The organism is Senegalia massiliensis (assembly GCF_009911265.1).
In the GTDB taxonomy this organism is placed as follows: Bacteria; Bacillota; Clostridia; order Tissierellales; family SIT17; genus Anaeromonas; species Anaeromonas massiliensis_A.
Genome location: NZ_QXXA01000006.1, coordinates 18,516 through 42,960 on the forward strand (window position 1 = coordinate 18,516; position 24,445 = coordinate 42,960).

The following is a 24,445-nucleotide window of genomic DNA, read 5'->3' on the forward strand; positions in this document are numbered from 1 at the left end:
CCTAAATATTTTTTTCCATAATATAATTAACAAATACCATATTATTATGTTTTTTATTCTGTTTTTCAACTATGTTAAATCCTCTTTTTCTAAAAAAATCTTTTGCTGTAATACTTGCTTCTGTAGTTAATTTAGTAATACTTAGATTTTGAGCCTCTTGTTCAATTCCACTTAAAAGTATAGTTGCAATTCCTTGACCTTGATGATTTTTTGAAACATACATAGTATTAAGATATCCATCTTCCCTTAAATCGCTAAATCCTACAATTTTTTGATTAATAACTGCTACAGATGTTTTGTTTTCATATAAAAAATTCTCCCATTTTTTCTTTTCTGGTATCTTTGGTGCCCAAGCATTTACTTGTTCTAATGTATAGTCTTTTATATTTATACTATGAACTGTATTATAAAATAATTGAAGTACCTCTTTTAAATCTTTCTCGTCATATTTTCTTATTAGCATGTAATTACCTCAATTTCATATTAAATTTAATTGCAATATATTATACCAAACAATTATATATAAATACCAATTATACATTTATAGTATGTTTTAAAATAAATCAAAAAAAATATAATTGATAATGATTATCATTAATAGTATTGGGTATATCTTAAATAGAGAAAAATAAAAGGAGGAATTATTAATGAGTTTCAAATTACCAGAATTAGATTATTCTTATGATGCACTAGAACCAAATATAGATGCAAGAACTATGGAGATACATCACACAAAACATCATCAAGGATATACAAATAAATTAAATAATGCACTAGAAGGCCATAAAGACCTTCAAGATAAATCAATCGAAGATCTTCTAAAATCAATAGATACATTGCCAGAAGATATAAAAACTGCAGTTAGAAATAACGGAGGAGGTTTTTATAACCACTCTATATTCTGGAAAGCTATGAGTCCAAATGGTGGAGGAAAACCAGAGGGCGAATTACTTGAAAAAATAGAAAAAGCTTTTGATAGTTTTGATAAATTTAAAGAAGATTTTACTAATGCTGCAAAAACTAGATTTGGTAGTGGATGGGCTTGGTTAATTCTTAAAGATAATGGCGAATTGGAAGTTGTATCAACACCAAATCAAGATTCCCCTGTTATGGAAGATAAAAAAGTATTACTTGGTTTAGATGTATGGGAACATGCATATTATCTAAAATATCAAAATAAAAGACCTGATTATATAGAAGCATGGTGGAATGTTGTAAACTGGGACTATGTAAATGAAAGATATGAAAATTTAAAATAAACTAATATGATTAAGTCTCGAATATTCGAGGCTTAATTTAATTTTTCTAACTCTTTAGTATTTTTTCTTTCCCTATGAAGAATTTCTCCAACTATATCTCTTGATTTATCATCTAAATTACCTCTTAAAACTTTTTCAGCCATGTTTATTCCTTTTTTTTGACCTTCTAGAGCTTTATTTATTATATAATCATCATCCTTTTTATGAGTTTCAATCTTTAATTTTAATTCAGCCATATTCCCTTTAAGACCTAAATTTTCATCTGGCATCCCACCAATATTTTGAATATATTCAGATAATATAGCTATATTTTCTCTATGTCCTTTTTGTATTTCTTGAAAAACATCTTTATTTTTTTTGTTTTCTAATTTAGATATAAATACATTAAAAGAATCTAAAGCCATGTATTCTCCTTGTAATAAACTAATTAAAGCTTCTTCTATTTTTTTATTCATAATTTCACTTCCTTAATTTTTATACTTTTATTATTCTCATAATCTGTTCTAAATATGTTGGGATATTAGCAGGATATTCTTACTATATTGTAGAATTTTTAATATACTTAATAATATAGTAATTTAAAACTAAAGGAGGTTTTTTAATGAATGAAACATTAAGTGTATTGAATAATAGGATGTCTTTAAGAAGGTATAAAGATAAACCTATATCAGAAGAACATTTAGAACAAATTCTTTATTCTACAATGAGAGCGCCAACAGCTGGTAATATGATGCTTTACTCTGTATTAGTTATTAAAGATAAAGAAAAAATCAAAAGGCTAAGTAGCACCTGTGACAACCAAGCTTTTATAGCTAAAGCTCCATTAGTATTAATATTTCTAGCTGATATGCAAAGATGGACTGATTATCTTCACCATTGTGATATTGAAGATTTTTGTAAAGAAAAAGAAATGGAATATAATGGTCCAAATAATGCAGATCTTTTCTTGTCTATATCAGATACAATGATTGCAGCTCAAAATGCTGTTATTGCAGGAGAATCCCTTGGAGTCGGTTCTTGCTATATTGGAGATATTATGGAAAACTATGAAACACATAAAGTAATGTTTAATTTACCTGATAAAGTATTCCCTATTGGTATGCTTTGTCTTGGATATTATCCTGAAAAACTGAAAAAAACTCTAATACCTAGATTTAATAAAGAGTATATAGTGTTTGATGAAAAGTATAAAAGATTATCTTCAGAAGAGTTTGATGATATGTTCAAACATTTGAACGAAAATTTAAATCCTAATAACTCATTTGGAGCAAGAAATATTGGACAATTAATGTATTCAAGAAAATTCGGTGCTCCTTTCTTCAAAGAAATGGAAAGATCTGTGAAAGTTATTATGGAACATTGGAATAAATAATTACAAATTACCTCTATTAATGTTATAATAATTAAGCAAAAGAAAAAGAGGTGAAAAGTATGGATAAACTAGCAGGTAAAGGTTGTAAACAATTAATACCTGATGAAGATAAAATACCTTTAAAAGATATAGAAAGAAATATAATTAAGAGATATAGAAAATATCTTTGGTCTCCTTTTGTTAAAGCTATTTCTAATTATAACCTTGTAGAAGAGGGTGACAAAGTAGCTGTTGCTATATCTGGAGGAAAAGATAGCCTGCTTTTGGCTAAATTATTTCAAGAGCTTAAAAAACATGGTAATATAAATTTTGAAATAGAATTTTTAGCTATGGACCCTGGATATCATGAAGACATAAAAAAATTGCTGATAGAAAATTGCAACTACCTTGATATCCCCGTTAAAATATTTGAATCTAAAATATTTGAAATAGCAGATGAAAAAGCAAGTGAATATCCTTGTTATTTATGTGCCCGCATGAGAAGAGGTGCATTATACAGGAAATCTAAAGAGCTTGGATGTAACAAACTTGCACTTGGGCATCACTTTAACGATGTAATTGAGACAACTATGTTAAATGTGTTATATTCAGGTAATTTTAAAACAATGTTACCAAAACTAAAATCTCAAAATTATGAAGGTATAGAATTAATCCGTCCAATGTATTATATAAGAGAAGATGATATAGAGAGATTTACAGAGACAAGTGGTATATGGCCATTAAATTGTGCTTGCATGGTTGCTGCTAAAAAAATAGGAAATAAAAGATATGAAATAAAGGAACTTATTTCACAAATGAAAGAAAATTTTGTTGATGTGGATAAGTCAATTTTTAAAGCTGCAGAAAATGTTAATATAGATAGAATTCTTGGATATAAAAAAGATGATAAAAAATATTCATTTTTAGATTTTTATGATGAATAACGATAAAATGACTCCTAATATTAGGAGTCATTTTATTATGCAATTTTTCTAGCCATTATTACACCCATCACTGAAGCCATCATAAGTCCTCTAGTCCATCCACTAGAATCCCCCAATGCATATAAACCTTTAACATTAGTCATAAAATTATCATCTAATTTTATTTTATTACTATAAAACTTAACTTCTGGTCCATATAACAATGTCTCTCTACTTGCAAATCCAGGAACTACTACATTCAAAGATTCTATAAATTGAAGAATATTAAGCATTGGTCTATATGGTATTGCAGATGTAATATCTCCTGCTACAGCATCAGGTAATGTTGGATTAACATTGGATCTAGAAAGCTCTTCTTGCCATGTTCTTTTTCCATCTAATATATCACCATATCTTTGTACTAATATGTTTCCATCGCCTAACATATTAACTAATTGGGATACTTTTTTCCCATATTCAATAGGTTGATTAAAAGGCTCTATAAAATTATGGGAACTCAATATTGCTAAATTTGTATTGTTTGATTTTTTATCTTTATATGAATGTCCATTTACTATAGCTAAATTATCATCATAATTCTCTTGGCTTACAAATCCACCAGGATTTTGACAAAATGTTCTTACTTTATCTCTAAATGGTGATGGATATCCTATTAGTTTTGATTCATATAATACATTATTGACTTTTTCCATAACTTCATTTCTTACCTCTACTCTAACCCCTATATCTACAGTTCCCGATTTATGGCTAATATTATGTTTTATACACATATTTTTTAGCCAATCTGCTCCTTTTCTACCAGCAGCTATTATTACTTTATCTGATAATATTTTTTCTGTAGATTTTTTTCTCTTTGAATCTATTGTGATTATTCCTTTAATGTTATCATCCTCTATTATTAAATCTTCTACCAAAGTATCAAACATTATTTCTACTCCACTTTGAACTAAATACTGCTGTATTTTATAATATATCTCTTGAGCCTTTTCTGTTCCAAGATGTCTTATAGGGCAATCAACTAATTTAAGTCCAGCCTCTATTGATTTTCTTCTTATATCTTTAATTTCTTCGGTATTTTCAAGTCCTTCTACATTTTCATCTGCCCCAAACTCCAAATATATGTTATCAGTATAATTTATCATTTCTTGAGCAAATTTTTCTCCAATTAAATTAGGTAATTCTCCACCTACTTCAGGGCTCAAAGACAATTTGCCATCAGAAAATGCTCCTGCACCTGAAAATCCTGTAGTTATATGACAATATGGTTTACATGAAACACATTTAAATAATTCTTCCTTAGGGCAATGACGTTTTTCAATACTAGTTCCTTTTTCAATTAATAATATTTTTGTATCATATTTCTTTTTAATTAATTCTAAAGCAGTAAATATACCAGATGGTCCCGCACCTACAATTACTAAATCATAATTCATATAAACTCCCCCATTATAAATAGTCGAATATTATACTAATATTATATAATATAGTTCAGGTTTAGTCCAATATAATTCTAAAGTCCTCTTAATCCCTCTGGTTTATAAATATCTTCTTTTAATGCTTCATCAATTTCATTTAACAATCTATCTTTATCATCATTTAATGTTCCTTTAAGAGAAATATAATTTGACGCATGATTTGAACGGAATACACAATTTTTAACATTAAGATTTTCTATAAATAATTTTGTTTCTATCATAACTTCCTCTGGAGATAACAATTCAAAATTTCCTTCTATATAATCATTATATAATTCTGTATCCTCTTCCATCATTAATGTTAATAACCCTACATAATCAGGATTAATCTCATTTATTACTTTAGCTGAATCCATAGCATGTTCTTTGATATAATCTTTACCACCTAAACCAGATATCAATGTTACTGATAATTTTATGCCAGACTCCTTGGCTTTTTCTCCAGCTTTAATCATAGTTTTTCTATCTACACCTTTAGTAATTTTATTCAATATATCTTCATTTCCTGATTCTATCCCCATATACATAATACCTAATCCATTATCTTTCAACACTTTAAGATCATTTAAGCTTTTATTTAGTATATCTTTAGGTGTAGCATAAATACCTATCCTTTCACATTCAGGAAATATCCTTTTTATATGTTGTAAAATAATTAATAAATCCTCTGTTTTCAATATTAAAGCATCACCATCAGCTAAAAATATTCTTTTTATATTTTTATAATATTCCCTTGCAGAATTTAAATCTTCTAATATATCATCTAATTTTCTTATTCTGAATTTTTTCTCCTTATACATACTGCAAAATGTACATTTATTATGAGCACAACCAATTGTTGCCTGTACTATTAGACTCCTAGCTTCACTAGGGGGCCTAAAAACTCTTCCTTCATATCTCATCTTTTTTCCTCCACTCTTATTTCAACTAAAAATAATCCAGTATAAATCTTTACTTGCCTTTTGAAAATATCCCACTTTTAAATAATTCTATATAATATTATAGTACAAAAAAAGATAAAATTACAAATGTCCAAATCAAGTTGCTCACAATTGGCAGGCTTAGTGCTTACCTTTTTGAAATAATAAACCCTCCATTAAAACACCAGACTTTGAATCTATAGTATAATTGATAAAATAGGAGGTGGTGGCAATTGAAAACATACAAAACTTCGGAGGTTGCTAAAATAATTGGCATACACCCCAATACCGTTCGTTTTTATGAGGAATGGGGATTAATACCAAAAGCAGATCGTAAGCCCAATGGATATAGAGTTTTTACGATTTTTCATATTGATCAGCTAAAGCTTGCCAGAATTGCTTTTAAGATAGAGATCCTTCAAAATGGCTTAAGAAAAAAAATTGTAGAAACAATAAAAGCTTCGGCAAATGGGGACTTTGATAAAGCAATCTCTTTAGCGAAAGAGTATCTACATCTTATACACAAAGAACAGAAAAATACCAAGGAAGCAATCAATATAGCAAAACAGATTTTATACGGAAAAACCTCATCTGATAGGTTGTGTTTGAAACGCAAAGAGGTTTCTGAGTATTTGAATATTTCTATAGATAAACTACGAAATTGGGAATTAAATGGTCTATTGTCCGTTAAGCGAAAACAAAATGGCTACCGTTTTTATACAAGCGTGGATATTGAAAGGCTAAAAATAATACGGTCACTCCGATGTGCCAATTATTCATTAGAAGCTATATTGAGAATGCTCAATGCTATGTCTGTAAATCCACAGATAAATATGGAGAAAGTATTGAATACTCCTAAAAGTGATACTGACATTATTTCTGTGTGTGATAAGTTGATTCTATCTTTACAGGAAGCAGCCCAAAATGCGGAATTGATAATAGAAATCCTAAAGGATATGAAAGTTAAATTTAATAACCCTCCATATTAACACCAACCTTTTTTCTACTGTTATAATTAGTTAGTCAATAACAGTAGAAGGAGGTTTTTTAAATGAAAGAAATCATTAAAGTAAAGCAGCTATCCAAATCTTATAACGGTTTAATAGCAATCCAAAACTTGGATTTGTCAGTACAGTACGGTACGGTATTTGGGCTGCTTGGTGCAAACGGTGCAGGAAAAAGTACTACAATCGAATGTATATTAGGTACAAAGAAACCTGATACAGGAGAAATATCAATTTTAGAAATGAATCCCTTCCTTCAAAGAAAACAACTTTTTGAAAATGTGGGTGTTCAGTTTCAAGAAGCAAATTATCAAGATAAGATTACTGTAGCTGAGCTATGTGAGGTCACACAGTCACTCTACAAAAATACTGTAGATTATCGAGAATTGCTGAAGCAGTTTGGAATATCTGACAAAACCAAAAGTATGGTCAAAGAACTTTCTGGCGGTCAGCGTCAAAAATTATTTATTGTTTTAGCACTAATACCAAATCCTAAAGTGGTATTTTTAGATGAACTGACCACAGGACTTGATGCTAGAGCAAGACGAGAGGTATGGAAAATTCTATATGATTTAAAATCAAAAGGTTTGACTATTTTCTTAACCTCTCACTTTATGGACGAAGTTGAGCTATTGTGTGATAAAATCTGCATATTGAAAAAAGGACAGGTGATATTTCATGGAACAGTAAAGGAAGCAGTTTCCGCAAGTCCTTTTGAAAAATTTGAAGATGCTTATTTATGGTATTCAGACGAGGAGGTAATGGACAATGAGAACATTTAGTACAATGCTGAAAAATGAGTTGAAACTATCCCTACGTGGTATGGATATGTTTATTTTTGCTATTTGTATGCCACTTGTTGTTTTAATAATCTTGGGAGTGATATATGGAACTAAGCCCGCATTTAATGGTGCGCAATATAGTTTTTTAGAGCAATCTTTTGGGGCTTTAACCACTATCGCTATTTGTGCAGGAGGTGTTATGGGACTTCCATTGGTAGTCTCGGATTACAGAAGCAGAAAGATATTAAAGAGATTTAAGGTTACACCTGTAAGTCCCGCAATGATATTGGTAGTACAGGCTGCCATTTATACACTTTACTCTATTGTTTCATTGTTGTTACTTTATGCCGTTGCAGCAACTTTCTTTGATTTTCAGTTGCTTGGTTCTCCCTTTGTTTTCTTGGGTGGTTATTTGTTGGTAATGCTTTCAATGTTCAGTATTGGTATGATGGTAGGAGGTATTTCGCCGAATACCAAAATTGCAAGTGCTGTTGCAAGCATTTTATATTTTCCAATGCTCATTTTTTCAGGTGCAACTTTACCTTATGAGATAATGCCCAATACTTTGCAGAAAATAGCTGATGTACTGCCACTGACACAGGGGATAAAACTACTGAAAGCAGCTTCTTTAGGTTTATCCATTGATGATGTCATAATCTCTATAATTATTATGATAGCCCTTGCAGTAATTTGTATTGCAGTTTCCCTGAAGTTTTTCAAATGGGAATAGTAATACATTTCGAATAAATTTTGTCTCCTATATATAGGAGTAAATTACACAATGATAAATAAAAAAGGCTATGCGACATTAAAAAGATGATTTCTGCATTTAGCAGGAATCATCTTTTTAAATCCCAATTTTTATATATTCTTTATAGTAAATGATATATTATCCTCCTCCATATGATTTGATTAGATTTTGAAATACTGTGATTGTATAATGAACACCTTAATCCGAATGTATAAAGGCGTTAGTCCAGAAGATAAATTATAGCATAATGTAAATACTTCTCTCATAATTACTCTTTTTTGTAAGATACAGGCTTTGCATATTTAAATTCTCTAATTTCAAAATATCTAGGAATTTTAATATTGTCATATTCAGTTATTTCTATTTCAAAACCATAACTTTCCATTTTATCTATAGTTCCATTAGACAACGTTAATACTGATTGAATATCACCTAAAGACCCTATAGCCTTTATTTTAATTGGTGCACTTATTGGTTTACTGTTGAAGCTTAGATCTTCTCCTACCTTTATCATTTTTGAAAATAATGTATGTCTAAGATCATTTATAGCTATAGCTTCTATACCTGTCCCGTTAAGATCGTTAATTATCTTTAGAATAAAATCATAATCTTCTTCTATAGAAATAGGATATTCATAAGAGTCTTGAGAATTTGGATTATTTATAACTATCTCTACACCTTTACCTTCTACTTCTTTATACCCTGTAAACATCTTATATTTATCAAGTTCTTTAGAAAGTTCTTTCACATAGTCACTTTCTTTAGATATTTTAGATTCATGTTTTCTAATTTCATTCTCCAAATTTTTAAGTTCATTCATTAATGACTCTTTTTCTTTTTCTAAATTTGAGAGTTCATTTACTAATTCTTTATTTTTTTGACTCGGTATGAAATTAGGTCCTACTAAGGTATTTACCGTTTTATACTGAATAGCAATTATTATACCAAGTATTACGCATACTGTAATTATTAAGGACTTAGAGAACAGATTTTTCATTTACTACCTCCTAATTTATCTTAAAACCATAGGGTTCTTATATATTAAATGTTTTTCATTTAAATATTTTACTATTTTTTCTATAAATTCTAATTTATATTTTATACCATTTAACCTTTTAATTGCAAGAAAACTTTAGATTGTAGAGTTCTATAAGGTTTTAATATTGTTATTTACTACTATTGAAAAAGATATTACTATAAAATTTCATACATCGTATCCTTAGACTAATTAGTTTAAGGATTTTTATAGTTATGAATCTTCATATATGGTAAAATATAGATGTTAGGTTGAAAGATTTAAAGCTTGCTATAAAGATTAAATTAATTGTTTGTATTTGTGTATGGAGGTGTAAATGATTAAAAAAAGCAAAAAAATTACGAGTTTAATTATTGTATTATTACTATTATTAAATATCTACTTTATTTATAACATAAATAAAGTAGATAAGAAAATGAAATCTTTAAAGCATAATATGTTAGCACGTTCTGATATAGAAATGGATAACGCACTTAAAAACATTAGTACACTAAATGATAAGTGGGAAGAAATAAGTGATGCTGAAAAAGTGAAGTACTTAGAGAGAGCAGATAGTAACCTTATATTAGCAATGGAATTAATGAGCAGAGCCGACAAGTTTTTTCTACCTGTAAAAACATATAGAGATGGAGTATACACTTTAGAAGAAAAAATAATAAATAGCATCGATGAAAATACACAAAAGGAATATATTAAAGGATTAGAAAATGATTTTAGAGTTCTTTCAATATTCATAACTAATAACTTCATAGTTTCAGATATTAAAAAAGAAGAAGCGAACAAGAAATGGAAAGATGAAGTGAAATATTTGAAAACTAAGGAAGTAAAGTACTGATTAATAAATGATACATAATCTTTATAAACAGAGTGAATGTTGAATAGTTAAGCTTAGCTAATTAATATTTAAAGGAGGAATTTTATATGACAAATATCTTGCCTACGATTTGGATGTTAATTTTATTGCCTTTATATTTAGGAATACCGGTAATAACTTTATATTTTGTAATTAAAATAGCGATAAAAAAATCAATAAAAGAATTAAAAGATGAAAATATTCTATAATTAAAGAGATACAACATTTATACAGTAATAATGAGTCTCTAGATAAATCTATAAAATCAGAAATATAAAGAAAATTCACTTAATAAACTTTTATACTATGTCATAAAAATATTTAATATTGAGTAAAGCTCATAGATAATAGATATGGAATGAGGGAATATATTGAAAAAAGATAAATATGAAAATTTATTAAAACATTTTTATTGGGGAAATTTTGATACGGGTGTCATCTTCATATTTCTTTCCCTTTTTATTTGGGATAAGACTGAAAACATGATAACTGTTGCAATAGCTTTTTCAATTCCTATTATTATTGATACACTTATTGATTATTTTTTTTCTTATTTAAGTGATAAAAAAAGCAGAATAAAGCTTATAATAATTGGTAATATAGGATCTTCAATATTTTTAAGTTTATATGGTTTTTCTATCAGCATATATATGCTATATGGATTTATTTTTTTAAAATCTTTATTTGCTAAACTGTATCAAAGTTCACTACAACCTTATATAAGAGAAAACATTGAAGAACACGAATACATGGAATTTATCGCAAAAAGAAACATAAAAATTAGTGTAGGAGCTTCAATCGGTGGATTTACTCTTATGTTTTTATATGGATTTACTCAGAGTCTTCCTTTAGTTTTTATTGTTTCAGGATTGATAGAATTATATTCCACAGTATATTTATTAAAACTTAATGATACAAAAGCTCACAGAAAGAAAACAAAGGAAGATTTAATAGATTTAGATTGGATAAAGTATATTACATTAATTTACACAATTGAGGGTTTTGCGATAGCTTTAATAATGAATAGAATGATTATATACATGCATGAATTTCAAAAAGTATCAATGCAAAATGTGGGTTTGATTTTTTTTATAGTATATGGGATCTCTAATATTATGGCATCTAAACTATATAAGGGCTTTAATAAAACATCATTAAAAACAATGCTAATAGTTTCATTTGTTTCTCAAGCAATATTATTAACTTTATTTACAATTATAAATCAAATATATATTGTTGTTGCTGTTTGGTTTTTCTTTGAGTTAGTATCTAATATAACTGACATCTATTCTAGAGATAAGATAAACCGTAGTATTTTTACAAATATAGGCAAAAAACTCTCTAAGTTTAGAATTACTATTGCCTTAGGCAATGTTTTAGGACAACTTGTAATAAGTAAAATTTGGGATGGATTAGGAGTTAGTATTAGTTTTTATTTTTCAAGTGTAGTTTTAATCATTTTATCATTTATTATTTTGTTTAAGAATAATAAAGACTTCGAAAAAAATTAATCTTAGTCTTGTAATAAATATGAGCTTTTCTTAATAGCCATTGAGTAAAACTCAATTAAAATAAATTAAATTTTGAGGAGGTTTTAAAATGAAAAAAAGATTATTATTAATTTTTACTATCACAACAATGACAGTTATATTATTAGCAGGCTGTACTCAAATAGAAGATGAAATTTCAAAAGAAGAAGCACAAGAATTGGTTATTGAAAAGCATAGTGGAAATATTGGAAACGTAGAGATAAGATATATAGAAATTAAAAATAATAAATATATTGTAGAATGGGAAAATGAAGAGAACTTAGAAAGAGGTATAGATGAAGTTGATAAAAAAGGAAATGTGAAGATGATAGAAACAGAAATAGAATAATATATAGTTTGATTTAGCTGAGTTTTACTTAATATTAATTGAGTAAAATTTAAAAATTTATTAATATTTACTCTTTCAAAAAAAGCAAATATTAAGGAGGGACGATGTAATATGTCCGAAGATAACAATAACAACCAAAATAACAAAAATTATTATTTGGGTTATGGAATTGGTTTTGGATTACTTGGTGGTGCTTTGCTTGCAGTAATCCTTGGATTATTTCTTAATACTCCACTAGTTTGGGCTTTCGCACCTGGCTTTGGAATGTTAGCTGGAATGATTATCGGCATTGCAATGGATACAAATAAAAATAAGGGATAAATAATTTTCAAAGAGCTAAATATCACATATGATGAATTAGAGATACTTAATTGAGGGAATTTTAATACTTTATATAGAAGTTTATAATTTCAAAATAATAGAGAAATATGCAACGAAAATATTTTTATTGCATATTAAAAATGAAAGTAATAATTATTAAGTTAATGGTCGTTTATATTAGGGGGGATTGTATGATATTTTTTCAAATTGTAATTGAAATTATCTTGTTCTTTTTTGTATTTTTTATGACTTTTCAGATTACAACAATCATTCATGAGTTTGGTCATGCTATACCAGCATTAATCTTAACTAGAGATAGAGTAAAAATAACATTAGGTAGATTAGATAAAAATAATAAAAAGTTTAAACAAATAAGCTTAAGAAGATTAGACATTGAAATTAAAAGTTTTAGTCCTTTCATAGGATTTGCACATTGGAAATCATCTCAGCTTACAAAATACCAAAGGATAGTTATTCTTGCTGGTGGACCAATTTTTTCTCTAGTTCTTGCTATTATAATGGTATTTATAAGTATAGGTTCAGAAGGTAAATTCTTAATGGGAATATTTAATTTTAAAGAAATAACTATACTAGCGAGAAATATAGCATTAGTATCATTTTTATTTACATCTATTCCAATAATATATCCAAATTGGTGGGGGGATTATGGCGATTATCCTAGTGACGGACATCAGATATTAAAATTAATTAAAGATAATGAAATTAATTAAGACATACTTTTTTAAACTATGTAGTATGATAAGGTGAAATTGAGTTTACATAAGTGACTGACGAATTCATTTTACCCACTAGTTATGAAATCTCGTATGTGGTCAAATATAGATCCTAAATTGAATAAAGCTCAATTCAAGGTAGGATTTTATAGCTCTATTATTTTAATTTATTTTGTTGATATAAATTAAAATAATATATTAATAGTACTAATTAATGCATGTGCTACCTTATTTATAATGTTTGGATTTCTAATGGGAGGGATTTGAGCTCCATTAATCCTAGTAATAAAAATGATTTTGCGTTTTATACCACTTTCTTGGATTTACAGATTAATGTCTTCTTTATTTTTATAATTAAAAGTTTTTTTATTATGATTATATTAAAAAAATATATAGATTAGCATATTAATATAAAAAGATATTGACAATATAAAAAGAATAGTATAATATAAGGATGAACAATGTTCAGGAGGGACATAAAGAGTGGAAAACTATAATGTAAATTATAAAGAGATTATCTTATCTAAAGCTAAAGAAATTGCCATGAATGAAGGTATAATCAAAATAAATATCCGTACTGTAGCAAAAAACAGTGGTATTGCTATTGGAACAGTATATAACTATTTTCCCTCAAAGGGTGATTTGCTAGTAGCTGTTATTGAAGACTTCTGGGAAGGAGTTTTTAAGGATATTGATTGGAGAGGTTTAGCAGATAATAATTTTTATGACAATCTAGAAAAAGTTTATAGTGTTTTACATGATTATCTTCACAACTTTAAAGAGAATTGGCTAGAACAGTTGGCTCTGCTAAAAACACAGGAGAAATTAATTGGAAGACAAAAAGAAGATGAATATTTCCAAAAGATGTATAGTAAAATAATATTATTAATAGATATGGATAGTAATTTACAACAATATCAATGGTCGCAAACTATTTCAAAAGAAAATATGGCAGAGTTTATATTCGAAAATATGCTAATTATGCTTAAAAAAGAAAAAGGGGATATGAAATTTTTTATTGAACTCTTAAAAAAAATAATGTCAAATTGAAATCATACTAGGTATGATTTTTTATTTGAACAATCATGAACAATGTTCACTAATATATTAAGGGGTGATTAGATGCAAGCTATCATGGAAACTTTATTTGATGCATTATATTTGACTAGTGTAATTACTATAGGGATTATAATGATATTAAAGGGTGGAAATAATAAACAATTTAAATTATTTGGAATTATGGCAGTTGTACTAGGAGTAGGAGACTCTTTTCATTTAATACCTAGAGCATATGCTCTTCTTACTACAGGTCTAGAAAATAATGTTGCTGCACTCGGAATCGGGAAGTTTATTACATCTATTACGATGACAATTTTTTATGTGATTCTATATTATATATGGAGACAACGTTATAATATTAAAGGACGTAAAGAGATTACATTTACTATTTATGCTTTGGCTATTGTAAGAATAATATTATGTTTTTTACCTCAAAATGAATGGTTAAACCACAATTCACCTGTTTCATGGGGAATATATAGAAATATCCCATTTGCCATTATAGGAATTATAATTATATATATATTCAATTCAGAAGTTAAAAAACATGGTGATAAAAATTTTAAATTTATGGCTTTAGCTATTATACTATCTTTTGCATTATATGTACCAGTTGTATTATGGAGCAATGTATTTCCATTAGTCGGTGTACTAATGATACCTAAAACTCTTGCTTATGTTTGGATAGTACTTATGGGATATAATGAACTTAGATTGGAATCTAAAAAGAAAGTAATATAAAAAATATATTAAATATGGAGGTATAAATAAATGAATCGTTATATAAAAACTGCAATTTATTATGCTATACTTGGACTTGCAACAGGTGTCTTTTATAGAGAATTCACTAAATTTAATGGAGTAGATGGAGAAACATCTTTAGCTTTTATACATGTTCATACATTGATTTTAGGTATGATATTTTTTCTAATTCTTTCGTTATTTGAAGATAAATTTCATATAAGTACTTTTAAAAGTTTTAAGGTTTTTAATATTTTTTATAATGTTGGACTTATGACAACTATAGGAATATTTTTAGTAAGGGGTATTACAGAAGTGTTAGAATCAAACATTAGTAGAGGTCTAGATAAAGCTTTAAGTGGAATAGCTGGGCTTGGACATATTTCTCTATCAATTGGACTTATAACAATGCTTTTAATTTTAAATAAAGCATCTAAAAAATTGAATAATCAAACACAAAAAATATAATTGCATTTTAGCTCATAGGGTAGAGAAAAACTATACAACCATTAATATTACTAGGATAGAGCAAAGTTTTTGATCTATCCTTTTCTATTTTTCTTATTTTTTTATAACATATTAATTAATTATAATATGTAAAAGTTAAAAACCTACTATTGGAATATTTTCTTTCAAAACTTTTTTAATAAATTTATCATCTTCTTTTTCTCTTTGATTAATTAATATTATCCCGTTAACTATAAGTTTATATGTTAAATCTATCTTTTTTAGCAATATTTATATCACTTATCATAGTTGAATAATTCAACAAGTACAAGCATATATTTTAAAAAGGAAAAGTATCTATACAAATAACTTAACATAAAAATTAATATTAACTATTTAATTAAGTGTGTTAATACACCAAAAAGAAAGGGGTCTTAATGTGAAAAAAATTATTAATAATCCAGAAAATGTTGTAAATGAAATGCTAGAAGGAATAGTAAAGGCTCACCCTAAGTATGTAAGAAGAATTGAAGGTACAGATGTTTTAGTTAGAAAAACATCACCAATAAAAGGTAAAGTAGCTTTAGTTAGTGGAGGAGGTAGCGGTCATGAACCTTCTCATGCTGGATTCGTAGGAAAAGGAATGTTAAATGCAGCAGTATCAGGAGAAGTATTTACTTCACCAACTCCAGATCAGGTTTTTGAAGCTATTAAAGCAGTAGATGGAGGAAAAGGAGTTCTATTAATAATCAAAAATTATACAGGAGATATAATGAACTTTGAAATGGCTGAAGAAATGGCTGAACTTGAAGATATTAAAGTAAAACATGTTGTAGTTAATGATGATGTTGCTGTTGAAGATAGCACCTATACATCAGGTAGACGTGGAATAGCTGGAACTATTTTAGTTCATAAAATAGCAGGAGCTGCTGCTGAAGAAGGTATGAGCTTAGAAGATGTTCAAAGAATCGCTCAAAAAGTTATTAAAAATGTTAGATCTATGGGTATGTCATTATCTTCTTGTATTGTTCCTGCTGCAGGAAAGTCAAGTTTCGAATTAGAAGAAGATGAAATGGAAGTAGGGTTAGGTATTCATGGGGAGCCTGGAACTCATAGAGAAAAGATTAAAAAAGCTGATGAAATCACTAAAGAATTATTAGATAAAATACTAGAAGATATTGAAATAAAAAAAGAAGATGAAGTAGCAATATTAGTAAATGGCTTAGGTGCAACTCCTCTTATGGAACTTTATATAATGAATAGACACCTTCATAAATTATTAAATGATAAAAATATTAAAATATATAACACAATAGTTGGTAATTTTATGACTTCATTAGAAATGGCAGGAGCTTCTATCACTATATTAAAACTTGACGATGAATTAAAACAATTACTTGATTCAATTGCTGATACACCAGCCTTTAAAAATATTTGATTATACAGAGGAGAATAACTATGATATCAAATACTTTACTTATAAAAATATTAAATAATATAGCTATTACTATAAAAGAAAATAAAGAATATTTAACTCATCTAGACTCAGTTATAGGGGATTCTGATCATGGATTTAATATGAACAAAGGCTTTAACGAGGTAAGACAAAAATTAGAACCTCTACAAAATAAAGATTGTGGAACTATACTTAAAAATGTTGCTATGACACTTATTTCAAAAGTGGGTGGAGCTTCAGGTCCTCTTTATGGAACTGCTTTTTTAAAAGCATCAGTAGTTATAAAAGATAAATATGAGATTAGTGAAAAAGATTCTATAAAAATGTTTGATGAATCAATTAAAGGAATTATATCAAGAGGTAAAGCTAAACAAGGAGATAAAACAATGTTAGATGCTCTTATCCCAGCATATCAAATTTATAAAGATTCAATAAATAAAGGAAATAGTATTGAAATAGCTATTTCACAAGCTCAAAAAGCAGCATACGAAGGAGTAGAATATACAAAGACAATAAAAGCTACAAAAGGAAGAGCTAGCTATCTAGGAGATAGAAGTATTGGTCATCAAGATCCTGGAGCTACTTCTAGCTATTTGATATTAAAATCTATATCAGATACTTTAAATAACATAAATAAATAAATTTAAATATTTTAAAATCGGGTGATAAAATGATAGGTATTGTAATAGTATCTCATAGCCATAAAATAGCAGATGGTGTTATAGAGCTAAGTAGTCAAATGGCACAATCAAATATAAATATAATACCAGCTGCAGGAACAGATGATGGTAGAATAGGAACTGATGTTATAAAGATTAAAAATGCTATAATTAAAGCAGATACAGGTGAAGGTGTAATAGTTCTAGCTGATATAGGAAGTTCTGTCATGAGTACAGAAATGGCTTTTGAAATGTTAGATGATGAACTTAGACAAAGAGTTTTTATTGCTGATGCTCCTCTCGTTGAAGGTGCTATAGGTGCTGTTGTACAGGTATCTATTGGCGGTGATTTAAATCAAGTGAAAAAAGCTGCAGAAGAGGCAAAAACTATTGTAAAAATAATTAATTAGCAAAAAAAGCTAATTAAAAATCTATTCTATTATTAAGTTTAATATAAAAAAGAATTCGATCTAAAAAGATCGAATTCTTTTTTATATTTCGTTTTTGTTAATTCTATTTATTAAATCTTCTACTTTTCTTCTAATTATTTCTCTAGTTTCTCTAAAGTCTTTTATGGATCCTCCTGATGGGTCTTCCAATCCCCAGTCTTCATTATGACTATTAGGAACATAAGGACACACTACATTACATCCCATAGTAATTAATATATCAATTTTTTGTGGAATGTCCTTTAATAACTTTGGATAGTGACCTTTCATATCTATTCCCACTTCTTCCATTACTGATACTGCTTTAGGCTTAACTTCATGATACTCTTCTGTTCCTGCAGAGTAGATTTCCATTATATCATTACCTAATTTTTTAGCCCAGGCTTCAGCCATTTGAGATCTACATGAATTATGAACACATAAAAATGCAACTTTCTTTTTCATATCATCTAACTCCTTATATATTATCTATCATAAGCAAACCAACTTTTAGTATTATTTGCTATTTTAACAAGTGTAAGCATAACTGGAACCTCAACAAGTACACCTACTACAGTTGCCAGTGTTGCTCCTGATTCTAGTCCAAACAATGAAATTGCTACTGCAACAGCTAATTCAAAAAAGTTAGATGCACCTATCATTCCAGCTGGAGCTGCTATATTATGTGGTAACTTCCAAACTTTCGCCCATAAGTAGGCTATAAAGAAAATTAAAAATGTTTGAATTATAAGTGGTACAGCTATAAGAGCTATATCAATAGGATTATCCACAATTGTTTCACCCTGAAAAGAGAATATTATTATAAGTGTTAATAATAGTCCTATAATTGTGATGTTGCTAAATTTAGGGATATACACTTTTTCAAAATATTCTTGCCCTTTATTTTTAGTTATAATAAATCTTGACAACCAACCTGCTACTAAAGGAATAACTACAAATAATACTACAGATAAAAATAAAGTATTCCAAGGAATTGATATATCTCCTATTCCTAATAAAAATGCAACTATTGGAACAAATGCCATTAATATAATTAAATCATTTGTAGCTACTTGTACCAATGTATATGCAGGATTACCTCTGGTCAAATGACTCCAAACAAATACCATTGCAGTACAAGGTGCTGCTCCTAAAAGTACAGCTCCTGCTAAATATTCTTTTGCTAATTCAGATGATATAAAGTCTTTAAATACTATATTCAGAAAAAAACTTGCTATCAAATACATAGAGAAAGGCTTAATAAGCCAATTAGATATCCATGTAATAATAAGTCCTTTAGGTGTTTCTTTAACTTTTTTAACACTATGAAAGTCAACTTTTAGCATCATTGGATAAATCATTAACCATATAAGTATTGCTACTGGTATAGAGACATTTGCATACTCAAATTTACTTAATAAATTTGGAATTCCAGGTAAATATACCCCTATACCAATTCCTATTGCCATACATAAAGCTACCCAAATTGTAAGATACTTCTCAAAAAAGCTTATGCCCGATTTTAACACTTCTTTCTTTTGCATATTACCTTTCCTTTTCTATATACTTAATTATTTCTTTTGCTTTATTCACTTTTCCACTTGATATAACTTTTTCATCTATAACAAGTGCAGGAGTTTTCATTACTCCATATTTCATAATTTCTTGAACCTCAGTTACTTTTTCAACTTCTGCATCAATCTTTAATTCTTTTACAGCTTCCTTTACATTGTCTACAACCTTATCACATTTTGCACATCCTGAACCTAAAACTTTGATTTTCATTATAAATCACTCCTATTTTTTATTTTATATTAATAAATATCCAAAAATATTAAATAAATAACCTATAATTAATATGCCTATTGTTACTATAACTATAAATAACCCTAAAAGCTTCTTTTTTACAACCTTTGAAAGCATAACCATTGAAGGAAAAGATAAAGCAGTAACACTCATCATAAATGCTAAAGCTGTTCCAAGTCCCACTCCTTTAGCAACTAATGCTTCTGCAATAGGTAAAGTTCCAAATATATCTGCATACATAGGAATTCCTACAAATGATGCAATTATTACAGAATACCAATTTTCTTTTCCAAGTACAGCAGATATGAAACTCTGAGGTATATAATTATGAATAGCAGCTCCTATACCCACTCCAATTAGTATATATAACCATACTTTATTTATTATATCTATAACCTGATTTTTAGAAAATTCAAGTCTTTGTTTTATACTAAGATCTTCTTCCCCATTGTTATGAACAGGATTATTAAATACAAAAGGTTCAACATATTTTTCTAATTTCATTTTACTTATAATTCCGCCGCCAATTACAGCAAGTATTATTCCAACAACAACATAACTAATAGCAATCTGCCAATTAAATATACTAGCAAGTAATATAACTGATGCTAAATCTACAAGTGGAGAAGATATTAAAAATGAAAATGTAACTCCTATAGGAAGTCCCGCACTTGTAAAACCTATAAAAAGTGGTATTGATGAACAAGAACAAAATGGAGTTACAGTTCCTAAAAGTGCTGCTAAAATATTAGCTTTTATGCCATTAAATCTACCTAGTATTCTCCTAGTTCTTTCAGGTGGAAAAAAAGATTGAATATATGAAATCGAAAAAATTAAAATAGATAATAATATAAATATCTTAATTACATCATATATGAAAAAATGTATACTATTACCTAACTTTGTTGATATACTCAAATTAAATACATCTTCAACAAAAATTCTAACTAAATTAGAAAGCCAATCCATCTTTAATAATTGTGAATTTATAAACTCAAATATAAACACTAAAAACTCCCCCTATTATCTATCTCATCAAAGAAATCCCTTAACATATTTATACTTTGTTTATTTAAACAGTATTTCATCCATTTCCCATCTTTTCTACTGTTAATAAGATTAGCTTCAGATAATATTTTCATATGATAGGAAAGAGTTGGCTGAGATATATTAAATTGCTCTAATAATTCACAAGCACAAAGCTCTCCATATGAAATCATATCAAAAATTTTTACTCTTGTAGGATCACTTAATGCTTTTAGCATTAAAGCATTATCTATATAACCTTTTTCCATAAATTCACCTCCAATAAGCTAAATTAAATATTTAAAATTATAAACAATGTTATTATACATATAGATAATTATCTATATGTATAATAACATTATATATTTATAACTGTCAATATGTTCTTTGAAATTATTTCATATCTCTAGTTGATACTAAGTCCACTCCTGTATCTCCTATATTTTTTATTATAATATCTCCTACATTTATAGGGGATGTTACAGTAACCTGATTTATGAAATCCATAATCTCGAATATCTTATCTTTAGGAACTGCGTCTTTTGTCTTTACTGGAAGTCTTTCTAATAACCCATCTTTTACTTTAACGGTTGATGTAATAATACGTGTAGGGTTTTTCATTTCTTTTATACCATAGGACTCGCCTCTATTACATTTATTTCCACTTACTCTATATCCCTCTTGTCTTTCTTCGTCTTTTTCTATAAGCAAACTACATCCTATAGGACATACTATACAAGTTATTCTTTTATTATCCATATTATAATTCCTCCAACAATTCTACTATTATATTTTGAGTATCAGAAGGTATCTTTTCTTTATCTAAATTTATCATTTCCATTTCCCCTGGTGTTAATTGTCTTTCCTTTTTCTTATATATAGTTTTATCATCAGCTTTTATTTGGATATATGTATTTTTATAAACATCAGTTACTCTAGTAAATAATTTTAATTTACTCTCTAAATTTTCATATCTTACATGATGAGGAATTATATACTTTATTCCATTTCCAGAGGTAGTTTTTATTTTTCTATCTATATATTTAATCTCCCCTTTAATATATTTAGCTGCAAATTTTCCAGCTCTTCTACTTTCTTCTGTAACAAAATCTACTAAATCGTGAACATGAACTACATTACCACAAGCAAATATACCTTCCACAGAAGTTTCCATAGATTCATTTACTATAGGACCTGATGTTGTATTATCAAATTCTAACCCTATATCACTTGACAATTCATTTTCTGGTATAAGACCTACTGATAATAATAATGTATCGCATTCATAATATTTCTCTGTTCCTTTGATAGGATTTCTTTTTTCATCAACTTTTGCTACCCATAGCCCCTCTAATCTATCATTTCCTTTTATATCAATTATAGTGTGACTTAGAAATAAAGGTATATCATAATCATCAAGACATTGAACTATATTTCTATTAAGCCCTCCTGAATAAGGCATTATTTCAGCTACTCCTAAAACTTCAGCTCCCTCTAAAGTAAGTCTTCTTGCCATAATTAACCCTATATCTCCAGATCCTAATATAAAGGCTTTTTTACCTACCATATATCCTTCCATATTAATATATCTTTGTGCACTTCCTGCAGTTAATATACCTGCAGGTCTTTTCCCAGGTATTGCAAGTGCTCCTCTTGTTCTTTCTCTACAACCCATAGCAAGTATTATAGCTTTAGCTTTTATTTGCATAAACCCATCTTCTCTATTTATTGCTTTTATATTTTTATTTTTATCTATATCTAAAACCATTGTATCAATTTTATAATCTATACCTTTTTCTTTTAGTTGTTTTATAAATCTATTTGCATATTCTGGTCCTGTCAACTCTTCATTAAAAACTTGTAACCCAAATCCATTATGAATACATTGCTGTAGTATACCACCTAACTCTCTATCTCTTTCTATAACTAATATATCTTTTATCCCATTTTCATTAGCCTCTATAGCAGCTGCAAGACCAGCAGGTCCTCCCCCTATTATTACTAATTCTATTTTATTCATAACTATATGCCTCCTTTCCCTTATTAGTCTCACCCACTAAAATATTAGAATTATTGTTATCTTTTATAACTTTGTCATAAGCTATATTTAACTCTCTAGATAATATTTCTACTATTCTAGGACCACAAAATCCCCCTTGACACCTTCCAGCTCCTGGTCTAACTCTACGTTTTATTCCATCAACAGTAGTAGCTCCTGCATTCCTATTTATTGCTTCCACTATTTCACCTTCAGTTACCATTTCGCATCTACAAATAATTTTGCCATATCTACTATCTTGTTTAATCAATTCATTCTTTTCTTTATCTTCTAATTCCATAAATACTATAGGCTTTTTTCTAATAGGATTAAAATCTGTTTTTAATTCTATTTCTTTAGATATATTTAATATTAATTTAACTACATATTCTGCAATTGCTGGAGATGAAGATAATCCTGGAGATTTAATTCCTGCTACATTTATAAATCCTTTAGCATCTTGGGCTTCTCCTATAATAAAATCTCCTGTCCCAGGATGGGCACGAAGTCCAGCAAAAGTTCTAATATTCTTATGAAATGGTATATCTTTTGAACTTATATTAGATACATTCTTTACAAATTCTAATCCTTCAAATGTAGTTTCTATGCCTTCTTTATCATTAATATTTTCAGCATTAGGACCTATTAACATATTCCCATGTACAGTAGGGGTTAATAATACTCCTTTGCCTCGTTTGGTAGGACATTGAAATATAACTGTATTAATAAAATCTGTACCTGTACCTTTGTCTAAGACATAATATTCACCTCTTCTTGGAATTATAGTAAAAGATTTTGATGATACCATGTCATTAATTTTATCTGCATATACTCCAGCACAATTTATCACATGTTTAGTATCTATTTCTCTCTTATTAGATATTAATCTATAGTTCTTTCCTGTTTTATGTATATCTTTTATTTCTGTATTTAACGAAAGCTCTACGCCATTTTCCATAGCATTTTCTGTAAGAGCTATGGCTAGTTCCCAAGGACCTATTATACCAGCTGTTTTAGAATACAAACCTCCCACTACTTGTCTACTAAGATTTGGTTCCATTCTTCTAATTTCTGTTCCTAATAATATTTGCATATCAGGTATTCCATTTTGTAGTCCTCTTTCATATAATTTTTTGATGGTTTGCATTTCCTCAGTATTAAAAGCTAATACTAAAGAACCTATTCTTTTAAAAGGCACTTTTAATTCTTCACAAATTTTATCAAACATTGGATTTCCTAAAGCATTAAATTTTGCCATCAATGTATTCTCTCTAGCATCATATCCACCATGAATTATAGCACTGTTTGCTCTTGTAGCTCCTTTTGAGACATCGTTTTCTTTATCTAAAAGTAATATTTTTAATTTATATTTTGATAGTTCCCGTGCTATGAAAGTTCCTATTACTCCTGCACCTATTATCGTCACATCATACATTAGATTACCTCCTTTTGGTATAAAAAAGCCACATGAATCAAC

The 24,445-nt window shown here is 28.1% G+C and carries 32 protein-coding genes; 18 read left to right on the top strand and 14 right to left on the bottom strand.

Annotation, left to right across the window (positions count from 1 at the left end; translation table 11 throughout):
* Position 1: 1 nt before the first annotated feature.
* Positions 2-463, bottom strand: coding sequence for a GNAT family N-acetyltransferase (locus tag D3Z33_RS05890; protein ID WP_160196856.1), 462 nt, complete (start codon positions 461-463; stop codon positions 2-4).
* Positions 464-647: 184 nt separating this feature from the next.
* Here D3Z33_RS05890 and D3Z33_RS05895 point away from each other — a divergent pair, with 184 nt between their 5' ends.
* The gene (locus D3Z33_RS05895; protein ID WP_160196857.1) at positions 648-1,259 is read left to right on the top strand and encodes a superoxide dismutase; all 612 of its coding nucleotides are present in this window, start codon (positions 648-650) and stop codon (positions 1,257-1,259) included.
* Positions 1,260-1,291: 32 nt separating this feature from the next.
* On the opposite strand, the gene D3Z33_RS05900 is transcribed toward D3Z33_RS05895, so the two are convergent.
* A complete protein-coding gene (locus D3Z33_RS05900; RefSeq protein ID WP_160196858.1) occupies positions 1,292-1,714 on the bottom strand; it encodes a DUF2383 domain-containing protein in 423 nt (140 codons plus the stop codon).
* A gap of 146 nt (positions 1,715-1,860) precedes the next feature.
* Between D3Z33_RS05900 and D3Z33_RS05905 the strand changes: the two genes are divergently transcribed.
* Complete coding sequence (locus D3Z33_RS05905; RefSeq protein ID WP_160196859.1) at positions 1,861-2,631, top strand: nitroreductase family protein; 771 nt, start codon at positions 1,861-1,863, stop codon at positions 2,629-2,631.
* Positions 2,632-2,690: 59 nt separating this feature from the next.
* Positions 2,691-3,554 carry a tRNA 2-thiocytidine biosynthesis TtcA family protein gene (locus tag D3Z33_RS05910; protein ID WP_160196860.1) on the top strand — a complete coding sequence of 288 codons (864 nt, stop codon included), beginning with the start codon at positions 2,691-2,693 and terminating at the stop codon, positions 3,552-3,554.
* A gap of 35 nt (positions 3,555-3,589) precedes the next feature.
* On the opposite strand, the gene D3Z33_RS05915 is transcribed toward D3Z33_RS05910, so the two are convergent.
* The gene (locus tag D3Z33_RS05915; RefSeq protein WP_160196861.1) at positions 3,590-4,987 is read right to left on the bottom strand and encodes an NAD(P)/FAD-dependent oxidoreductase; all 1,398 of its coding nucleotides are present in this window, start codon (positions 4,985-4,987) and stop codon (positions 3,590-3,592) included.
* Between the two features lie 77 nt (positions 4,988-5,064).
* Positions 5,065-5,931, bottom strand: coding sequence for a radical SAM protein (locus D3Z33_RS05920; RefSeq protein ID WP_160196862.1), 867 nt, complete (start codon positions 5,929-5,931; stop codon positions 5,065-5,067).
* A 251-nt stretch (positions 5,932-6,182) separates the two neighbouring features.
* Here D3Z33_RS05920 and D3Z33_RS05925 point away from each other — a divergent pair, with 251 nt between their 5' ends.
* The 3 genes from D3Z33_RS05925 (at position 6,183) to D3Z33_RS05935 (ending at position 8,465) form a co-directional block, all read left to right on the top strand.
* Positions 6,183-6,938, top strand: coding sequence for a MerR family transcriptional regulator (locus tag D3Z33_RS05925; RefSeq protein WP_160196863.1), 756 nt, complete (start codon positions 6,183-6,185; stop codon positions 6,936-6,938).
* A 62-nt stretch (positions 6,939-7,000) separates the two neighbouring features.
* Complete coding sequence (locus tag D3Z33_RS05930; protein ID WP_160196864.1) at positions 7,001-7,735, top strand: ABC transporter ATP-binding protein; 735 nt, start codon at positions 7,001-7,003, stop codon at positions 7,733-7,735.
* Entirely contained in the window at positions 7,722-8,465 is a 744-nt protein-coding gene (locus tag D3Z33_RS05935) for an ABC transporter permease (RefSeq protein WP_160196865.1), read from the top strand. Before D3Z33_RS05930 ends, D3Z33_RS05935 begins: the two co-directional genes overlap by 14 nt.
* A 289-nt stretch (positions 8,466-8,754) precedes the next feature.
* Here D3Z33_RS05935 and D3Z33_RS05940 read toward each other — a convergent pair whose 3' ends face one another.
* Positions 8,755-9,483 carry a DUF881 domain-containing protein gene (locus D3Z33_RS05940; protein WP_160196866.1) on the bottom strand — a complete coding sequence of 243 codons (729 nt, stop codon included), beginning with the start codon at positions 9,481-9,483 and terminating at the stop codon, positions 8,755-8,757.
* Between the two features lie 355 nt (positions 9,484-9,838).
* On the opposite strand from D3Z33_RS05940, the gene D3Z33_RS05945 reads away from it, so the two are divergent.
* The 9 genes from D3Z33_RS05945 (at position 9,839) to D3Z33_RS05985 (ending at position 15,576) form a co-directional block, all read left to right on the top strand.
* Positions 9,839-10,357 carry a hypothetical protein gene (locus tag D3Z33_RS05945; RefSeq protein WP_160196867.1) on the top strand — a complete coding sequence of 173 codons (519 nt, stop codon included), beginning with the start codon at positions 9,839-9,841 and terminating at the stop codon, positions 10,355-10,357.
* 86 nt (positions 10,358-10,443) lie between these two features.
* Entirely contained in the window at positions 10,444-10,584 is a 141-nt protein-coding gene (locus tag D3Z33_RS05950; RefSeq protein WP_160196868.1) for a hypothetical protein, read from the top strand.
* Between the two features lie 162 nt (positions 10,585-10,746).
* Positions 10,747-11,886 (top strand): MFS transporter, encoded by a 1,140-nt coding sequence (locus tag D3Z33_RS05955; protein ID WP_160196869.1) that lies wholly within the window; start codon positions 10,747-10,749, stop codon positions 11,884-11,886.
* 88 nt (positions 11,887-11,974) lie between these two features.
* The gene (locus tag D3Z33_RS05960) at positions 11,975-12,253 is read left to right on the top strand and encodes a hypothetical protein (protein WP_160196870.1); all 279 of its coding nucleotides are present in this window, start codon (positions 11,975-11,977) and stop codon (positions 12,251-12,253) included.
* 111 nt (positions 12,254-12,364) lie between these two features.
* Positions 12,365-12,574, top strand: a complete 210-nt coding sequence (locus D3Z33_RS05965; protein WP_160196871.1) for a hypothetical protein — start codon at positions 12,365-12,367, stop codon at positions 12,572-12,574.
* 191 nt (positions 12,575-12,765) lie between these two features.
* Positions 12,766-13,305 (top strand): hypothetical protein, encoded by a 540-nt coding sequence (locus tag D3Z33_RS05970; RefSeq protein WP_160196872.1) that lies wholly within the window; start codon positions 12,766-12,768, stop codon positions 13,303-13,305.
* A gap of 486 nt (positions 13,306-13,791) precedes the next feature.
* Positions 13,792-14,358 (top strand): TetR family transcriptional regulator, encoded by a 567-nt coding sequence (locus D3Z33_RS05975; protein WP_160196873.1) that lies wholly within the window; start codon positions 13,792-13,794, stop codon positions 14,356-14,358.
* Between the two features lie 72 nt (positions 14,359-14,430).
* A complete protein-coding gene (locus D3Z33_RS05980; RefSeq protein WP_160196874.1) occupies positions 14,431-15,108 on the top strand; it encodes a hypothetical protein in 678 nt (225 codons plus the stop codon).
* Positions 15,109-15,138: 30 nt separating this feature from the next.
* On the top strand, positions 15,139-15,576 hold the full coding sequence (locus D3Z33_RS05985; RefSeq protein ID WP_160196875.1) for a DUF2871 domain-containing protein: 438 nt from the start codon (positions 15,139-15,141) through the stop codon (positions 15,574-15,576).
* Between the two features lie 135 nt (positions 15,577-15,711).
* On the opposite strand, the gene D3Z33_RS16920 is transcribed toward D3Z33_RS05985, so the two are convergent.
* The gene (locus D3Z33_RS16920) at positions 15,712-15,843 is read right to left on the bottom strand and encodes a hypothetical protein (RefSeq protein ID WP_279279068.1); all 132 of its coding nucleotides are present in this window, start codon (positions 15,841-15,843) and stop codon (positions 15,712-15,714) included.
* 151 nt (positions 15,844-15,994) lie between these two features.
* Between D3Z33_RS16920 and dhaK the strand changes: the two genes are divergently transcribed.
* Genes dhaK through dhaM form a run of 3 tightly spaced genes read left to right on the top strand, consistent with a single transcriptional unit; the run spans position 15,995 to position 18,080 of the window.
* A complete protein-coding gene (gene dhaK, locus D3Z33_RS05990) occupies positions 15,995-16,993 on the top strand; it encodes a dihydroxyacetone kinase subunit DhaK (protein WP_160196876.1) in 999 nt (332 codons plus the stop codon).
* 20 nt (positions 16,994-17,013) lie between these two features.
* Positions 17,014-17,652 carry a dihydroxyacetone kinase subunit DhaL gene (gene dhaL, locus D3Z33_RS05995; protein WP_160196877.1) on the top strand — a complete coding sequence of 213 codons (639 nt, stop codon included), beginning with the start codon at positions 17,014-17,016 and terminating at the stop codon, positions 17,650-17,652.
* A gap of 29 nt (positions 17,653-17,681) precedes the next feature.
* Positions 17,682-18,080: a dihydroxyacetone kinase phosphoryl donor subunit DhaM gene (gene dhaM, locus D3Z33_RS06000; protein ID WP_160196878.1), complete on the top strand. Its 399-nt coding sequence runs from the start codon at positions 17,682-17,684 to the stop codon at positions 18,078-18,080.
* An 81-nt stretch (positions 18,081-18,161) separates the two neighbouring features.
* On the opposite strand, the gene D3Z33_RS06005 is transcribed toward dhaM, so the two are convergent.
* The 8 genes from D3Z33_RS06005 to D3Z33_RS06040 form a co-directional block, all read right to left on the bottom strand.
* Positions 18,162-18,563, bottom strand: a complete 402-nt coding sequence (locus D3Z33_RS06005; protein ID WP_160196879.1) for an arsenate reductase ArsC — start codon at positions 18,561-18,563, stop codon at positions 18,162-18,164.
* A gap of 20 nt (positions 18,564-18,583) precedes the next feature.
* Positions 18,584-19,642 (bottom strand): ACR3 family arsenite efflux transporter, encoded by a 1,059-nt coding sequence (gene arsB, locus D3Z33_RS06010; RefSeq protein ID WP_160196880.1) that lies wholly within the window; start codon positions 19,640-19,642, stop codon positions 18,584-18,586.
* A gap of 1 nt (position 19,643) precedes the next feature.
* A complete protein-coding gene (locus D3Z33_RS06015) occupies positions 19,644-19,883 on the bottom strand; it encodes a thioredoxin family protein (protein WP_160196881.1) in 240 nt (79 codons plus the stop codon).
* Between the two features lie 24 nt (positions 19,884-19,907).
* Positions 19,908-20,912 carry a permease gene (locus D3Z33_RS06020; RefSeq protein WP_160196882.1) on the bottom strand — a complete coding sequence of 335 codons (1,005 nt, stop codon included), beginning with the start codon at positions 20,910-20,912 and terminating at the stop codon, positions 19,908-19,910.
* Positions 20,912-21,199, bottom strand: a complete 288-nt coding sequence (locus tag D3Z33_RS06025; RefSeq protein ID WP_160196883.1) for an ArsR/SmtB family transcription factor — start codon at positions 21,197-21,199, stop codon at positions 20,912-20,914. The genes D3Z33_RS06020 and D3Z33_RS06025 overlap by 1 nt, the downstream gene beginning before the upstream one ends.
* A 124-nt stretch (positions 21,200-21,323) precedes the next feature.
* Positions 21,324-21,689, bottom strand: coding sequence for a DUF1667 domain-containing protein (locus D3Z33_RS06030; RefSeq protein WP_160196884.1), 366 nt, complete (start codon positions 21,687-21,689; stop codon positions 21,324-21,326).
* A gap of 1 nt (position 21,690) precedes the next feature.
* On the bottom strand, positions 21,691-22,950 hold the full coding sequence (locus D3Z33_RS06035; protein WP_160196885.1) for an NAD(P)/FAD-dependent oxidoreductase: 1,260 nt from the start codon (positions 22,948-22,950) through the stop codon (positions 21,691-21,693).
* Positions 22,943-24,403: an NAD(P)/FAD-dependent oxidoreductase gene (locus tag D3Z33_RS06040; RefSeq protein WP_160196886.1), complete on the bottom strand. Its 1,461-nt coding sequence runs from the start codon at positions 24,401-24,403 to the stop codon at positions 22,943-22,945. The genes D3Z33_RS06035 and D3Z33_RS06040 overlap by 8 nt, the downstream gene beginning before the upstream one ends.
* Positions 24,404-24,445 lie beyond the last annotated feature (42 nt).

Excerpts from the sequence above, each read along its gene's own strand:
- D3Z33_RS05890 (WP_160196856.1), bottom strand. The coding sequence starts at position 463 with ATGCTAATAAGAAAATATGACGAGAAAGATTTAAAAGAGGTACTTCAA.
- D3Z33_RS05895 (WP_160196857.1), top strand. The coding sequence starts at position 648 with ATGAGTTTCAAATTACCAGAATTAGATTATTCTTATGATGCACTAGAA.
- D3Z33_RS05900 (WP_160196858.1), bottom strand. The coding sequence starts at position 1,714 with ATGAATAAAAAAATAGAAGAAGCTTTAATTAGTTTATTACAAGGAGAA.
- D3Z33_RS05905 (WP_160196859.1), top strand. The coding sequence starts at position 1,861 with ATGAATGAAACATTAAGTGTATTGAATAATAGGATGTCTTTAAGAAGG.
- D3Z33_RS05910 (WP_160196860.1), top strand. The coding sequence starts at position 2,691 with ATGGATAAACTAGCAGGTAAAGGTTGTAAACAATTAATACCTGATGAA.
- D3Z33_RS05915 (WP_160196861.1), bottom strand. The coding sequence starts at position 4,987 with ATGAATTATGATTTAGTAATTGTAGGTGCGGGACCATCTGGTATATTT.
- D3Z33_RS05920 (WP_160196862.1), bottom strand. The coding sequence starts at position 5,931 with ATGAGATATGAAGGAAGAGTTTTTAGGCCCCCTAGTGAAGCTAGGAGT.
- D3Z33_RS05930 (WP_160196864.1), top strand. The coding sequence starts at position 7,001 with ATGAAAGAAATCATTAAAGTAAAGCAGCTATCCAAATCTTATAACGGT.
- D3Z33_RS05935 (WP_160196865.1), top strand. The coding sequence starts at position 7,722 with ATGAGAACATTTAGTACAATGCTGAAAAATGAGTTGAAACTATCCCTA.
- D3Z33_RS05940 (WP_160196866.1), bottom strand. The coding sequence starts at position 9,483 with ATGAAAAATCTGTTCTCTAAGTCCTTAATAATTACAGTATGCGTAATA.
- D3Z33_RS05945 (WP_160196867.1), top strand. The coding sequence starts at position 9,839 with ATGATTAAAAAAAGCAAAAAAATTACGAGTTTAATTATTGTATTATTA.
- D3Z33_RS05950 (WP_160196868.1), top strand. The coding sequence starts at position 10,444 with ATGACAAATATCTTGCCTACGATTTGGATGTTAATTTTATTGCCTTTA.
- D3Z33_RS05960 (WP_160196870.1), top strand. The coding sequence starts at position 11,975 with ATGAAAAAAAGATTATTATTAATTTTTACTATCACAACAATGACAGTT.
- D3Z33_RS05965 (WP_160196871.1), top strand. The coding sequence starts at position 12,365 with ATGTCCGAAGATAACAATAACAACCAAAATAACAAAAATTATTATTTG.
- D3Z33_RS05970 (WP_160196872.1), top strand. The coding sequence starts at position 12,766 with ATGATATTTTTTCAAATTGTAATTGAAATTATCTTGTTCTTTTTTGTA.
- D3Z33_RS05980 (WP_160196874.1), top strand. The coding sequence starts at position 14,431 with ATGCAAGCTATCATGGAAACTTTATTTGATGCATTATATTTGACTAGT.
- D3Z33_RS05985 (WP_160196875.1), top strand. The coding sequence starts at position 15,139 with ATGAATCGTTATATAAAAACTGCAATTTATTATGCTATACTTGGACTT.
- dhaL (WP_160196877.1), top strand. The coding sequence starts at position 17,014 with ATGATATCAAATACTTTACTTATAAAAATATTAAATAATATAGCTATT.
- dhaM (WP_160196878.1), top strand. The coding sequence starts at position 17,682 with ATGATAGGTATTGTAATAGTATCTCATAGCCATAAAATAGCAGATGGT.
- D3Z33_RS06005 (WP_160196879.1), bottom strand. The coding sequence starts at position 18,563 with ATGAAAAAGAAAGTTGCATTTTTATGTGTTCATAATTCATGTAGATCT.
- arsB (WP_160196880.1), bottom strand. The coding sequence starts at position 19,642 with ATGCAAAAGAAAGAAGTGTTAAAATCGGGCATAAGCTTTTTTGAGAAG.
- D3Z33_RS06015 (WP_160196881.1), bottom strand. The coding sequence starts at position 19,883 with ATGAAAATCAAAGTTTTAGGTTCAGGATGTGCAAAATGTGATAAGGTT.
- D3Z33_RS06025 (WP_160196883.1), bottom strand. The coding sequence starts at position 21,199 with ATGGAAAAAGGTTATATAGATAATGCTTTAATGCTAAAAGCATTAAGT.
- D3Z33_RS06030 (WP_160196884.1), bottom strand. The coding sequence starts at position 21,689 with ATGGATAATAAAAGAATAACTTGTATAGTATGTCCTATAGGATGTAGT.
- D3Z33_RS06035 (WP_160196885.1), bottom strand. The coding sequence starts at position 22,950 with ATGAATAAAATAGAATTAGTAATAATAGGGGGAGGACCTGCTGGTCTT.
- D3Z33_RS06040 (WP_160196886.1), bottom strand. The coding sequence starts at position 24,403 with ATGTATGATGTGACGATAATAGGTGCAGGAGTAATAGGAACTTTCATA.